The organism is Pseudomonas sp. 18173, assembly GCF_050432945.1.
Classification (GTDB): domain Bacteria; phylum Pseudomonadota; class Gammaproteobacteria; order Pseudomonadales; family Pseudomonadaceae; genus Aquipseudomonas.
On record NZ_JBKFTN010000006.1, the window covers coordinates 112,751 to 125,572 of the forward strand.

At 60.4% G+C, this 12,822-nt stretch carries 13 protein-coding genes; all 13 read right to left on the reverse strand.

From position 1 onward, the window contains the following. Complete coding sequence (locus ACLD1X_RS09020; RefSeq protein ID WP_429367006.1) at positions 1–999, reverse strand: ADP-ribosylglycohydrolase family protein; 999 nt, start codon at positions 997–999, stop codon at positions 1–3. After that, positions 996–1,709, reverse strand: coding sequence for a GntR family transcriptional regulator (locus ACLD1X_RS09025; protein WP_429367007.1), 714 nt, complete (start codon positions 1,707–1,709; stop codon positions 996–998). The genes ACLD1X_RS09020 and ACLD1X_RS09025 overlap by 4 nt, the downstream gene beginning before the upstream one ends. A 180-nt stretch (positions 1,710–1,889) precedes the next feature. Continuing rightward, the gene (gene araH / locus ACLD1X_RS09030; protein WP_429367008.1) at positions 1,890–2,858 is read right to left on the reverse strand and encodes an L-arabinose ABC transporter permease AraH; all 969 of its coding nucleotides are present in this window, start codon (positions 2,856–2,858) and stop codon (positions 1,890–1,892) included. Positions 2,859–2,870: 12 nt separating this feature from the next. Then, positions 2,871–4,409 (reverse strand): L-arabinose ABC transporter ATP-binding protein AraG, encoded by a 1,539-nt coding sequence (araG, locus tag ACLD1X_RS09035; protein ID WP_429367009.1) that lies wholly within the window; start codon positions 4,407–4,409, stop codon positions 2,871–2,873. 65 nt (positions 4,410–4,474) lie between these two features. Then, the gene (locus tag ACLD1X_RS09040) at positions 4,475–5,479 is read right to left on the reverse strand and encodes a substrate-binding domain-containing protein (protein ID WP_429367010.1); all 1,005 of its coding nucleotides are present in this window, start codon (positions 5,477–5,479) and stop codon (positions 4,475–4,477) included. Positions 5,480–5,620: 141 nt separating this feature from the next. After that, entirely contained in the window at positions 5,621–6,439 is an 819-nt protein-coding gene (locus tag ACLD1X_RS09045) for an SDR family oxidoreductase (protein WP_429367011.1), read from the reverse strand. A gap of 273 nt (positions 6,440–6,712) precedes the next feature. Continuing rightward, a complete protein-coding gene (locus tag ACLD1X_RS09050; RefSeq protein ID WP_429367012.1) occupies positions 6,713–7,588 on the reverse strand; it encodes an SMP-30/gluconolactonase/LRE family protein in 876 nt (291 codons plus the stop codon). Positions 7,589–7,661: 73 nt separating this feature from the next. Then, positions 7,662–8,378, reverse strand: a complete 717-nt coding sequence (locus ACLD1X_RS09055) for a FadR/GntR family transcriptional regulator (protein WP_429367013.1) — start codon at positions 8,376–8,378, stop codon at positions 7,662–7,664. Between the two features lie 192 nt (positions 8,379–8,570). Then, positions 8,571–9,131: a DUF1285 domain-containing protein gene (locus ACLD1X_RS09060; RefSeq protein ID WP_413704199.1), complete on the reverse strand. Its 561-nt coding sequence runs from the start codon at positions 9,129–9,131 to the stop codon at positions 8,571–8,573. Positions 9,132–9,147: 16 nt separating this feature from the next. Then, positions 9,148–9,756, reverse strand: coding sequence for a DUF4823 domain-containing protein (locus tag ACLD1X_RS09065; protein WP_429367014.1), 609 nt, complete (start codon positions 9,754–9,756; stop codon positions 9,148–9,150). A 168-nt stretch (positions 9,757–9,924) separates the two neighbouring features. Beyond that, positions 9,925–10,893, reverse strand: a complete 969-nt coding sequence (locus ACLD1X_RS09070) for a GTP 3',8-cyclase MoaA (protein WP_429367015.1) — start codon at positions 10,891–10,893, stop codon at positions 9,925–9,927. Positions 10,894–11,031: 138 nt separating this feature from the next. Then, complete coding sequence (locus ACLD1X_RS09075; RefSeq protein ID WP_007997056.1) at positions 11,032–11,670, reverse strand: TetR/AcrR family transcriptional regulator; 639 nt, start codon at positions 11,668–11,670, stop codon at positions 11,032–11,034. Positions 11,671–12,012: 342 nt separating this feature from the next. Then, positions 12,013–12,798 (reverse strand): TatD family hydrolase, encoded by a 786-nt coding sequence (locus ACLD1X_RS09080; protein ID WP_429367016.1) that lies wholly within the window; start codon positions 12,796–12,798, stop codon positions 12,013–12,015. Between the last annotated feature and the right edge of the window lie 24 nt (positions 12,799–12,822).

Consider the following 12,822-nt stretch of genomic DNA (forward strand, 5'->3'; position numbering starts at 1 on the left):
TCAACGCAAAGCAAGAAGCCCTGTCACAAGGGGCTCAAGCTCCAGACCATTAACCACCTTGACCTTGTCGATCATCTCGACCGGCCAGCTCTCAAGACCCAGGCAGGCTCCGAGCATCGCGCCCAAAATCGCCGCGATGGTGTCCGTGTCGCCGCCCAGGCTGGCCGCCATGCACAACGCATCGAAGGCGTTCATTTCACCGATGGCCACTTGCTGGGCCAGGGCGAACGACACCACCACCGACTCCTGGGACGCCACCGAGGTGCCGATCACGTCGTACAGCAAATCGGCGAGCAGCCCTTTGTCACTGTCGACGCTGATGCTCCGTGCCCAACTGATGCGCGAGGCCATCCGCCCACCGGCGACCCAGTGGCCATGGCTTTCCGCCTGTTGGGCAATCTGTTGGCCGAGGTTCAAGGCTTCACCGAGATCCATGCCGTTGATACCGGCAGACACCACCGCCGCCACCGCCGCCGCACTGGAAATCCCCAGTGTGGTGTTGTGGGTGACCTGACAGGCCTGCACGACGGCTTCAATGAAACGCTGCGGATCGGCGACGTTCGCCGCGATCCCCACAGGCGTAATACGCATCGCCGCGCCGTTGGTGGTGCCATAGCGCCCCGCTTCTTCCGGCGAATGACCGGCGAGGATCATCTCGATGGCGCGTTTGGTCGAAGGGCCAAGCAAATCCTGCGAGCCCTTGGCCTGCATCACGGCTTCCCATTCGATCAGCCGCTGTGCAAGTACTGACGGCTCGATCTTGCCCTCGCCATCGATCAACAGCTGGCCGACCAGGATCGCCTGTTCGGTGTCGTCGGTGATCGAACCCTTGGGCATGTTGGCGGCGATCGGCTGATTGGGGCCGGCGTCTTCCAGGTCGGTGATTTCACCAAAGCGCGCCTGGATTTCAACTCGGCTCAAGGATTGGGTCGGCATGCCCAGGGCATCGCCCAGGGCCAGGCCATAGAACGCGCCCAGGGCACGATTGAGCGCGGTCATTTCGAGTTTCCAAATTGCAGGTGCAGGCGAAAGTGCACGGGATCGAGCAGGCTTTCGACCTGTTCCATGAAACGGTTCTGCCGGTCGTAGGTGGTGCGCAAGGCCTTGAGGAAAACCGTGCCCTCCGGGCGCCCCAGCAGTTCGGCGTCTTCGGCGTTCAGGGGCTCGGCACCAATCCACTGATCGCCGCGCTCGCCGATATAGCCATAAGCGGCCAGGGTAATAGTCAGGGAGTTGTCGATCAGGCCGACCCGCGGCAGGCTTTCCAGGCCTCCGCTGGCGGGCATCAATGAACGTTCGAGGGAGACCAGCGTACCGTCATTTGAGCGGCGGCGACGGTCGAGGGTGATGAACTGGTCGGTGCCGAAACGCGACAGCAGATCGGGACGGGTAACCGCCTCCAGCCGCAACACCTCGGTATTGACCAGCGCCCCGCTGTCAGCCAGCGCCTGCGCCCAACCGCTGCGCTGGTCGAGTACCACACCGTCATACGTGACGATGGAACCCACCCCGCTCTGCGTCGCGATGTAGTTGCGCCGTTTCAATTCGGCCAGCGCTTCACGCAAAGTGCCTCGGCTGACTTTGAATTCCTGAGCCAACTGATGCTCGCCCGGCAACTGAAAGCCGTCCTCCAGGAGGCCGCTTTCGATGCGCCGGATGAGTTCGTCGACCACCCGTTGTTTCTTGTCAAATCGTACCTGTCTAATCATGTACAAATTGATACCTGAAACGGGTAATCACGGGCAAGGAATATTTAAGGAACATGACGGAAGGAGTGCCGCGCCCTTTGTGGAAGCGAGCCTGCTCGCGAAGATGTCGGCACAGCCAACATCCAGCTGTCAGACCCACCGCTTTCGCGAGCAGGCTTGCTCCCACAGGGAATTACGGCGTTAGCGTTGCTTGAGACGGTCGATCACGACAGCCAGCAGCAAAATCGAACCCCGGATCACATACTGATAAAACGTATCGATGTTCTTCAGGTTCATCGCATTCTCGATGATCGCCAGGATCAACACCCCCGCAATCACATGCCGGATCATGCCGATCCCGCCACTCAACGACACCCCGCCCAGCACGCAGGCCGAGATCACCGTCAGCTCGAAGCCCTGGCCGATCATCGGCTGTCCCGAGGTCATGCGCGACGCCAGGATGACCCCGGCCAACGCCCCGATCACGCCATGCACGGCGAAGATGATGATCTTGGTCCGGTCGACATTCACCCCGGCCAGCAGCGCCGCTTCCTGGTTGCCGCCGATCGCCATGGTGTTGCGCCCGTAGGTGGTGTAGTTCAGCAGCCAGCCAAAAAACAGGAAGCAGACGATGGTGATCAGGATCGGTACCGGCACACCGAACAGCTGGCCATTACCGAAGACGAAAAACGATTCCTGAGACACACCCACCGCTTTGCCATTGGCAAAGATGTAGGCCAGGCCACGCACGATCTGCATGGTCGCCAAGGTGGTGATCAACGCGTTGACCCGCAGTTTGGCGATGACGATGCCGTTGATCAGCCCGACGATCAGCCCCATCACCAGCGCCGCACAGACACCGAGAAACACGCTGTCGGTGTCGCGCATCACCACCGCTGCGACCACTCCGGCACAGGCGATCACCGAGCCCACCGACAAGTCGAAATGCCCGGACGCCAGGCAATACAACATGGTGCAGGCAGCAATGCCCGTGGTGGAAATCGCCAGGCCCAGGCCACGCATGTTCAGTGGTGAAAGGAAGTTGTCGATCAGCAAGGTGCAGGCGACAAAGATGCCGACGGCGGCCAGCAGCATCACCCAGTCATCGAGGAAGCGCCGCAGGTCCAGCGGTCTGCGCGTGGTTGGCAGGGTGTTGTTTTGGGTTGTCATCATAGTCACCTCTCAGTTCGCCACGCCGTCAGCGCGTTGGCGCGGCAAAGCCAGTTGCAGCAGGTTGGATTCGTTGGCCTGGTCGCGGCTCAGTTCGCCACTCAGCGCACCTTCACAAAGCACCAGGATGCGGTCGGAAATGCCCATGACTTCCATCAAGTCACTGGACACCACGATCACCGCGATGCCTTCGTTCGCCAGGTTATGGATGATCTGGTAGATCTCGGCCTTGGCACCGATGTCGATGCCGCGGGTGGGTTCGTCAAGCAGCAGCACTTTCATTGGCATCGACAGCCAGCGGCCGAGAATGGCCTTCTGCTGATTGCCGCCGGAAAGAAACTTGATCGGCTGCCCGGCGTGCGGCGTTTTCACCTTGAGCGCCTTGATCTGCCGGTCGGCGTTGTCCTTCTCCCACAGGCCGCGCAACAGGCAGCCAAAGGTGGAATGGGCGCCGCGTGCGCTGATGTTGATGTTCTCGGCGACGCTGGCCAGCGGCAGGATGCCCTCCTTCTTGCGGTCCTCGGGGCACAACAGGATTCCGGCGGCAATGGCGTCCCGGGGTGAGCGCAGTTGCAGTTCATGGCCACGCAGTTCCAGGCGTCCGGCGCTGTTGCGCGCCAGGCCACTGAGCAGGCGCAGCAGCTCGGTGCGACCGGCGCCGACCAAGCCGAACAGGCCGAGGATTTCGCCTTTGTGCACCTCGAAACTCACCGGCTCGCGTAACCCGGGCCCGAGCAAACCGTCGACCTTGAGTGCCACGGCACCACGTTGGCGGGGGCGGTAATCGTAGATGTCCTGGATGTCGCGCCCGACCATGCAGGTGACCAGTTGATCGTGGGTCAGCTGGCTCATGTCGTCGAACGTGCACACGTATCGCCCGTCCTTGAACACCGTCACTGCATCACAAATGCGGAACACCTCTTCCATGCGATGGGACACGTAGAGCACCACTTTGCCCTCGTCCCGCAGTCGGCCGATGATCGCCATCAAGCGCTCGATCTCCCGCGCCGACAGGCTGCTGGTGGGTTCGTCGAAGGCAATCACATGGGCGCCACGGGACAACGCCTTGGCGATTTCCACCAGCTGTCGCTGGCCGAGGGACAGGCGCCCGACTTTCTCTTGCGGGTCGATTTCATCGGCTAGGCCTTTGAGGCAGGCCAGTGCCCTTTGGCGCAGGGCAGCGCGGTTGATCAGGCCGAAACTGGCTGGCAGGTGCCCGAGAAACAGGTTCTCCGCCACGCTCATTTCCGGCACCAGATGCAGCTCCTGGTGGATCACCGCGACGCCACTGCCGATGCTGTCGGCGGTGGACTTGAAGTCCATCGTCCGCTCACCGATCTGCAAGGCACCACTGCTGGGAATGTACGCCCCGCCGAGGATTTTCAGCAGCGTCGACTTGCCGGCGCCGTTCTCGCCCATCAAGGCATGAACCTGCCCCGGATGGGCGGCGAAGCTGATGTTGTCCAGCGCCTTGACCCCGGGAAAGGTCTTGCCGATCCCGTTGAAGCGCAAGCTGCCGCTGTGTTGTTGAGTATTTGTTTGCGCGTGCATAACCCACCTCTTCACACCGATCAGGCAACCCCATCACCGAGGCCGCCACTGAAATCCAACGGCCGTCAGTTCCACAAGCCGATCTTTTCCAGTTCCTGCTTGAAGTTGTCGCGGGTGATCAGCGTCACGTCGTCCATGGCCGTGAATTTCGCCGGTTCAGTGCCGGTGGTGACCCACTCGTACATCATGCTCGCGGTGTTGTAGCCCTCGATGTGCGGGCTTGGCAGCATCGAGCCGTAGAAGCCGCTGTCGGGTTTCTTCAGCTCGCCGATGGCGTCGGTACCGTTGATGCCGATGCCGATCACGTTGGCCGCAGCGAAGCCGGCGCTCTCGGTGGCGCGCACGCCGCCGAGCACGGTGTTGTCGTTCATGCCGCCGATGATCAGGTTCTTCGCCGCACCCGGCAGCTTCACCAGGGCCGAGTTGGTGGCGTCCATGCTGCCCGGCACATCGAGGGTTTTCAGGGCCGCGAACAGGATGTGGTCCTTCGGCATGCCAGCATCTTGCAGGGCCTTGACCGAGCCGTCGGTGCGCTTCTTGCCGGTATCGAGTTCGTTGTAGGTGTTGATCACCGCATAGGTGTCTTTCCAGTCCCAGCCGCGCTTCTTCGCCTCAGTGGCCATGGCGTTGCCCTGCTTCTGCCCGACTTCGAACGCGGCCATGCCCAGGTACGGCACGTCTTCCATGAATTTGCCGCTGGCATCGACGAAACGGTCGTCGACAGCAATCACCTTCAACCCGTTGAGTTTGGCCTTGGCCATGATCGCAGGGCCCAGGGACACGTCCGGCGGACAGATCACGAACCCCTTGGCGCCATTGGCCGCAAGGCTGTCGATTGCAGACAGGGTTTTCTCACCGTCCGGCACGGCGATCTTGATCAGGGTGAAACCCTTCTCTTTCCCGGCCTTTTCGGCAAATGCCCATTCCGTCTGGAACCAGGGCTCCTCCGCTTGCTTGACCAGGAAACCGATTTTCACTTCCTCGGCCGCCAGCAGCGTGCTGCTCAGGCTGACCGCCGAGACCGCCAAAGCGGCACAGCACAGGGAACGGATAGCGTGACGACGATTCATAAGCAGACTCCTTGTTATTGTTCTTGAGCGTTCTTTGAAAGCGTTCTTTGTAGCCAATGGACGGTACAGCCGTACTGCCAATAGTCATATCGTATGATGATTGAATTTCGGACGTAGCAAGACGCCCAAAAGCCCGATCACTCAGTCGTGGTACATCACCGAGCGCCCGCCATCGATGGTGATGCACGAGGCATTGATGAACGGCGCTTCATCACTGGCCAGGAACACGGCCGTCATTGCCACCTCGATCGGCTGCCCGATGCGGCGCGGCGGGTGCAGGTCGAACGCGCGCTGACGTTCGGCGTGGGGGTCGGCGAAACCGTTCCAGTAATCGATGTTGATCTGGGTTTCGATGTAGCCCGGTGCGATGGCATTGACGCGGATGCCCCTGGACGCATATTCGATGCCCAGCGCGCGAGTCAGGCCGAGCAGGCCATGCTTGGCCACCGGGTACGGGAAGCAGCCCGGAATGATGTGGCTGGAATGGGTGGAGGCAATGTTGATGATGCTGCCGATGCCCTGCTCGATCATCTGTGGCAATACCGCCTTGCAGCCGTACCACGCACCGTCCAGGTCAATGGCAAAGCAGCGGCGCCAGTCTTCCTCGCTCATTTCCAGCGGATCACGGAACACGTTGACCCCGGCGCAGTTGACCAGCACATCGATCCGGCCGTGCAGGTCGATTGCCAGCCGGGCCATGGCCTGCAGATCCTGCTGGCGCGATACGTCGGCCTTGATCGCCACCACATCGGCGCCTTGACCGCGCCAGTGCGCCGCGACCCTCTCGACCTTTTCGGCCTGGATGTCGCTGATGATCAACCTGGCTTGCTGGGACGCAAAGGTCGCCACAATCGCTTCGCCAATGCCCTGGGCGGCACCGGTCAGCAATACGACCTTGTTTTTCAGGCGTTCGCCCTTCGGCGGTTCGGGTACCGGTGGCAATGACAACGGTTCAGCCATGGATCAGGACTCCTGTTCGAAAACACGACGAAAACCGGGCATCTGGCGATGTCCGGTCAAAAGGCGTTGAGCAAGAAACAGGTGAGCGCAAAAACGTTTCAGCCTGGAAACGGTCTGAGGCCGTGTCTGCGCAAGGAAATGCGGGGGAGTTTCGCTGCATCACTTCACCTGTTTTGTTTTTTTAAGTGTGAGTGCATGTCACTGGTGAGGCCGACTATAAACCCGGCTTGCGAAAAATCTCAATATATATATTTACATCCCATATTTTGGGATTCAGCCAGCAAAACGAGTGCAATGCTTTCCAGGCACATCCACCGCAATTGACAACACGGCCCCATCCAACGGATGGCCCAGCGGACTTGCCGCGCTGGTGATGTACAGGGTTTTCAGGTCCGCACCGCCGAATACACAACTGGTGGGACGGCTGATCGGCAGTTCGATGATCCGATCGACCTTACCGTCAGGGTTCAACCTGAGCAGACAGTGGCCGTCCCAACGGGCATTCCAGATAAAACCTTCGGCATCCATCGCCGAACCGTCCGGACCGCCGCGCCCATGGGGGCCAAACCAGACCTGCGACGCATCGAGGGCTCCGTCGGTACGGATGAAATGTCGATACAAAGTGCCATCGAGGCTATCGCCGAAATAAACGCCGGTGGCGTCATCGCTCCACAACAGCGTGTTGGGGATGCCCAACCCTCGGAGCAGCGGCATGACCCGAGCGTCCCGATCAATGCGAAACAGCCCGCCGGAGCGCCGTTCGATGGGCAAGTCTTCGCCCCGCTCGCCGATGTTGTTTTGCATGGTGCCGAGCCAGAGCCGGCCCTGGGCATCGCAGCGGGCTTCGTTGGGGCGATTGCCCGGTTGCGGATCGGCCACACAGAACAATGTCAGGCGCGGGTCCAGCCCGGGGGAGTCCAGGTCCAGCCGATACACACCACTGCCCAGTGTCACCAGGGCGTCGCCGCTGGCGCAGGGGATGAATGCCGACACATGCTCCGGCATCTGCCAGATCTGCACATTGGCGCCAATCAGCCGCAACGCCTGTTTACCGGCGATATCCACCCAATACAGGGCCTGGGTCGGCGCATCCCAGAACGGGCCCTCGCCCAGTTTCGCCCGATGCCCGGTAACCGCGGTCCACGTCATGAAGCCTCCTGCAGTGTTCTTGTTTTTATTGTGCAGGAGCGAGCTTGCTCGCTCCTGCAACAGCTCTTCGTTTTCAGCTGGCTTTTCTATCGGCCATGACTTGCGGGTAGTAACGCTTGATCGCCAGGGCGGCGTTATCGATCAGGGTCATGCAGGCCCAGACGCCCCGGGCGGTATCACGGGCCGCGATGGCCTCGGCCAGGTCCCGGTGAATCGGCAAGGTACGACGCAGTTCATCCGGGTCGGCGGCGGACACTTCAAAGGCCACGGCCAGTAACGCGCCGAGGGCGGGAACCATCTGTTCGATGAACTGATTGTGGCTGGCAGCGAGGATGCATTCGTGAAAGAACTGGTCGGCACGGTTGTAGTCGATGCCGCTGTCCACCGCCCGCTCCAGTGCGTTGCAGGCCATCAGGATGGCGTCCACCTGCTCGCCGGTTGCGCGCTCGCAAGCCCAGCGCACCGCCATCGGTTCGATGGTGCGGCGCAGGTCGAGCAGATCGTCGACGAAGTTTTCCGGCAAGCCGCTGCGCGACAACCAGCCGACGACTTGGGGATCGAAGAGGTTCCAGCGCCGCACCGGCAACACCCGCGTGCCGACTTTCGGACCGACCTCGAGCATGCCTTTGGCAACCAGGGTCTTGATCGCTTCGCGGATGACCGTGCGGCTCACGCCAAGTTGTTCGCCGAGCTCGGCTTCGACCTTGAGTGACTCACCCGGCTTGACCTGCCCCGTGGCGAGCCAGCATCCCAACCAGTCAACCGTCGACGCATGAAAGCTGCTGGACATGGACACCTCAAAGCCGTTCGCAATGGAAGCCCACGCTAATCATCATACGATTGGGTGTCAATTTGATTTTTTGGAGAAACTCATAAGCCTAATGTGGGAGCGGGCTTGCTCGCGAAGACGGAGTCACATCCGACAAAGATGTCAGCTGACCCGGCGCCTTCGCGAGCAAGCCCGCTCCCACAGGGTTATGCGTCAGGGCTCGAGGCCGATGGGGAAGAACTCGCCGCCACTCCAGACACCGAGCCAGCGCTGGCCATCTATTTCGCGACTCACCGCCAGCTCCACGAGTTGATAGAACACATTGCGGTGAATCAATGCTTCAAGGTTGCTGCGCACATGCACGTAAGGCGCGGGTTCCTGCGTTACCGGGTCGATGACCACCCGCATCGGGTGCTCGCTGCCTGCCTCGGTGGTTTCATCGACGTTGGTGGTAAAGCGCAACACCTGCGCTTCGCCCTCGCCTTCCACGTCCACCGCAATCGCCACGAACGGCGCATCGTCGACCTTGATGCCGACCTTTTCGACCGGGGTGATCAGGAAATAATCATCGCCGTCGCGGCGAATGATGGTGGAGAACAGTTTGACCATCGGCTTGCGGCCGATCGGCGTGCCCAGGTAATACCAGGTGCCGTCCCGGGCGATGCGCATGTCGATGTCGCCGCAGAAATCGGGATTCCACAGGTGCACCGGCGGCAAGCCTTGGGTCTTGGGGATTTGCCCCAGCAGGTCGTTGGCTTTTTGCGGGCCACTCATGGCGTTCTCCTTGGTTTTACTGGTCGCTGAGCCCCAGCAGGCTGCGCGCATATTGTTCCAGCGGCGGGCCCATCAGGTCTTCGGGTTTTTTATCGTGAAACGTCAGTAAACCGCCACGACTCTTGATGGTCGCAGTATCAATCAAATACTGGGTGCTGGTCTCGATCAACATGATCTGAATCATACCGCTGTCGATGCCGAGGCGGTCCAGGGCTTCCTGATCCAGCCACTCGTCTGAGTTGCCGATACGGTCGTCAGACTTGGCAAACCGGGTGTAGAGCAGATAGTGCGCACCGGCGGCACGGGCTTCGCCCATGGCCTGGTCAAGGCCTTCCGGTGTACGGGCACGGCGGACCATCGGGAAGTATTCGACGAAGCCATCGAACGCGACTTCGGCTATCACGTTGGGTCGTGGATAAAGGGTGCTGCCCGGCGGCACGAAAGCGCCCTGGGCGATGTAGACAAACGAGTCAGGCTGAATGCGCAGGTTGTTTACGCGACGGCTGTCGCTGTGATCGAGCAAGCCCGCATCGCTCATATGGTAACGAGTCCCCTCGGCCATATCGCTGACGTTCATGCAGCCACCAAGTGCCAAAACGGCCAGCAGCAAAACCAGGCTACGCATCCTATCCTCCAGAGGCCGGTGTCGGAAAACCGGCGAATGGCCGTAGGATGCAGCTTTTGCGCCAGCTTGTGACCAGCAAAACTTCATAGACCTCTTCGCGAGCAGGCTCGCTCCCACAGGGTTTGCGCAAATCCCTGTGGGAGCGAGCCTGCTCGCGAAGAGGCCGGTTCAGCCGCCGATAATCTTCATGACAGTCGCGCCGCCGGAGAACGCCACTTCCTGCTTGTCGCCCAAGGCTTTCACCAGCAGGCGTTGCAAGGCCGGCAGCGCCTGGTGACGGGGCTTGTCCAGCAGGTCGCCGATGTAATGGCGATTGCTCGACGACAGGCAGCCATGCAGCCACCCGGTGGAGGACAGGCGAAGTCGCGAGCAGGTACGGCAGAAAGGCACGCTTTCGTTGGCGATCACGCCGAAGTAACCCTGGCCGGGAATTTCATAGCGAACGGCCGTCGCATCGACCGGGGCATCGGCCTGCAGGTACTCATAGCGCTCGCCGATCAGGCCCAGCAGATGCTGAAGGCTGACGAACTGTTGCAGAAAGGCATTGGAATCGTTGGCCAGGTGGCCCATGCGCATCAGCTCGATGAAGCGCAATTCATAACCGCGCTCCAGACAGTAGTCGAGCAACGGCATTACTTGATCAAGGTTCTGCCCGCGCAGCGGCACCATGTTGACCTTGATCTTCATGCCGGCCGCACTGGCCTCGCTCATGCCGTTGAGTACAGTGGCCAGGTCGCCGCCCCGGGCAATGCCGCGGAATGCACTGGCGTCGAGGGTATCGAGAGAGACGTTGAGGCGCCGAATGCCGGCGTTCACCAGCAGAGGCAGTTTCTTCGCCAGCAACTGACCATTGGTGGTCAGGCTGATGTCTTCCAGGCCCATCTTCCCGACCGCCGTCATGAACGCCTCGAGTTTCGGGCTGACCAGCGGCTCGCCGCCGGTAATGCGCAGGCGTTCGATTCCCGCCGCCTCAATCAGATAAGCCACACCGCGGGCCATGGCTTCTGCCGACAGTTCGTCCTGCGCAGCCACCAGCCGCTTGCCGTTGGGCACACAGTAGGTACAGGCGTAATTGCAGGCAGAGGTCAGACTGATTCGCAAGTTGCGAAAACGCCTGCCTTGACGGTCAACGATCATGGTCACTCCGGCGGAAGAATATCGGGTTGCTAAAACTTGACTCAGAAATCAAGTTTTAGCAAGTCCCACTACCTGAGTATATTCCTGCGGTACTGCGCCAAGTAGCAAAATCATGGCGCAATAAGACAACTGAATGGCTCAGCTGCTCGGTGTGTCGGTGTCGCGCTTGCGCTTGTTGCCCATGCGCACGCCGATGTCCATGAGGAACTGGAAGAAACCTTCCTGATCTTCCAGCACATTGCTCCAGAATGGCGAGTGATAGAGCGCGACGGCACCGTGCACCAGCGCCCAGGACGCGCAGTAATGGAAGTAAGGCGGCACGTCTTCAAGCTTGCCTTCGCTGATCCGGCCCTTGATCAGCAGGGTCAGGCGTTCGAAGTTCGAGGCGCGGATCTTGTGCAGCTCCTCGATCATCTCCGGCACCTGGTTGCCCTTGACCACTTTCTCTTCGAGGCGGTCGAACAGGCGATAGCGCTGAGGATCGCGCATGCGGAATTCGAAATACGCGCGGGACAAGGCTTCCTTGTCCTTGTCGACATCAGCCGAATGCAGCAGTGCGTTCAAATCGCGCTCGTAGTCGAGCATCAGGCGCAGGTAGATTTCCGCCTTGGATTTGAAGTGCTTGTAGATCGTGCCTTTGCCGATACCGACGGCATCAGCAATCATCTCGACGGTGACACTGTCTTCACCTTGTTCGAGGAACAGCTTGAGCGCGGTATCGAGAATTTCCTGCTCGCGGCGACGAAACTCACGGACCTTACGAGGTTCTTTATGCATAAGAAAAGGTCTGTCGGGGTCAAAATTCGAAGCCGCGTATTATGCCTAACTTGCACAAAAATGCACGGATCATCCGACCATATCTGTGCTTTCCGGTCATTTCGCGCACGTTTACGGGTTGATGAGAACTCTTCCGAAGCGCATGTATTCCAAATTTGTTTAAAAACCCGTGCCACCAAACTGGACTAGGCGCAATCCTGATCAATACTTGAAATGTCGGCGGGGCATCTCCCCCAAGTGTCACGCCGATATTGGTACCAACGGACCGCGTGCCATTGTTTTACTCCTAATGGTCTTAACCCGGATTCACCCCCCAGAACCCGGGTTTTTTTTGCCTGCGATTTAACCTTTCACATGCGCCAGCGGGAACAGCCGCTTGAAATTGGCCGTGGTTTGCTCGGCAAACCGCTCGTAGGGTTCACCGCGCAACATTGACAGAAATTCCGCTACTTCACGCACGTACTGCGGCAGGTTTGGCTTGCCGCGATGGGGAATCGGCGCCAGGTAGGGTGAGTCGGTTTCCACCAGCAATCGGTCGGCCGGTACCTTGCTGGCCACATCGCGCAACGCATCGGCATTGCGAAAAGTGACAATCCCGGACAGGGAAATGTAATAGCCCATGTCCAGCGCAGCCTTGGCCATTTCCCAGTCTTCGGTAAAGCAGTGCAGTACGCCCGCCTGGGGCAGTGCCGCCTCGCGCAGCAAGTCCAGGGTATCGGTGCGGGCCCCGCGGGTGTGGATGATCACCGGCTTGCCGGTCTGCTGCGCCGCCTGCAGGTGCAGGCGAAAGGACTCTTGCTGCAACTGCGCCGCTTCCGGCTCGTAGTGGTAATCGAGGCCGGTTTCGCCGATGGCGACCACACGCGGGTGATTGAGCTCCTGCAACAGCCAGTCCAGCGCGGGGGCGGCACCCGGCTGCACATCCAGAGGGTGCACACCCACCGAGCAGTCGACGTCGTCATAACGTTCGGCCAGGGCCTTGACGTCGGCCGCGTTGTCCGCGCTGACACCAATGCATAGAAAGTGCCCTACCCCGCGCTGCCGGGCAGCCTCCAGGGCAGCATCCAGGGAGCCGTCGTGGGCGGCGAGGTCGAGGCGATCAAGGTGACAATGGGAATCTACGAGCATAAAGGGCTGCAACTTGCATCGAAT

Excerpts from the sequence above, each read along its gene's own strand:
- ACLD1X_RS09070 (WP_429367015.1), bottom strand. The coding sequence starts at position 10,893 with ATGATCGTTGACCGTCAAGGCAGGCGTTTTCGCAACTTGCGAATCAGT.
- ACLD1X_RS09055 (WP_429367013.1), bottom strand. The coding sequence starts at position 8,378 with ATGTCCAGCAGCTTTCATGCGTCGACGGTTGACTGGTTGGGATGCTGG.
- ACLD1X_RS09045 (WP_429367011.1), bottom strand. The coding sequence starts at position 6,439 with ATGGCTGAACCGTTGTCATTGCCACCGGTACCCGAACCGCCGAAGGGC.
- ACLD1X_RS09050 (WP_429367012.1), bottom strand. The coding sequence starts at position 7,588 with ATGACGTGGACCGCGGTTACCGGGCATCGGGCGAAACTGGGCGAGGGC.
- ACLD1X_RS09040 (WP_429367010.1), bottom strand. The coding sequence starts at position 5,479 with ATGAATCGTCGTCACGCTATCCGTTCCCTGTGCTGTGCCGCTTTGGCG.
- ACLD1X_RS09060 (WP_413704199.1), bottom strand. The coding sequence starts at position 9,131 with ATGAGTGGCCCGCAAAAAGCCAACGACCTGCTGGGGCAAATCCCCAAG.
- araG (WP_429367009.1), bottom strand. The coding sequence starts at position 4,409 with ATGCACGCGCAAACAAATACTCAACAACACAGCGGCAGCTTGCGCTTC.
- ACLD1X_RS09080 (WP_429367016.1), bottom strand. The coding sequence starts at position 12,798 with ATGCTCGTAGATTCCCATTGTCACCTTGATCGCCTCGACCTCGCCGCC.
- ACLD1X_RS09020 (WP_429367006.1), bottom strand. The coding sequence starts at position 999 with ATGACCGCGCTCAATCGTGCCCTGGGCGCGTTCTATGGCCTGGCCCTG.
- ACLD1X_RS09065 (WP_429367014.1), bottom strand. The coding sequence starts at position 9,756 with ATGCGTAGCCTGGTTTTGCTGCTGGCCGTTTTGGCACTTGGTGGCTGC.
- araH (WP_429367008.1), bottom strand. The coding sequence starts at position 2,858 with ATGACAACCCAAAACAACACCCTGCCAACCACGCGCAGACCGCTGGAC.
- ACLD1X_RS09025 (WP_429367007.1), bottom strand. The coding sequence starts at position 1,709 with ATGATTAGACAGGTACGATTTGACAAGAAACAACGGGTGGTCGACGAA.
- ACLD1X_RS09075 (WP_007997056.1), bottom strand. The coding sequence starts at position 11,670 with ATGCATAAAGAACCTCGTAAGGTCCGTGAGTTTCGTCGCCGCGAGCAG.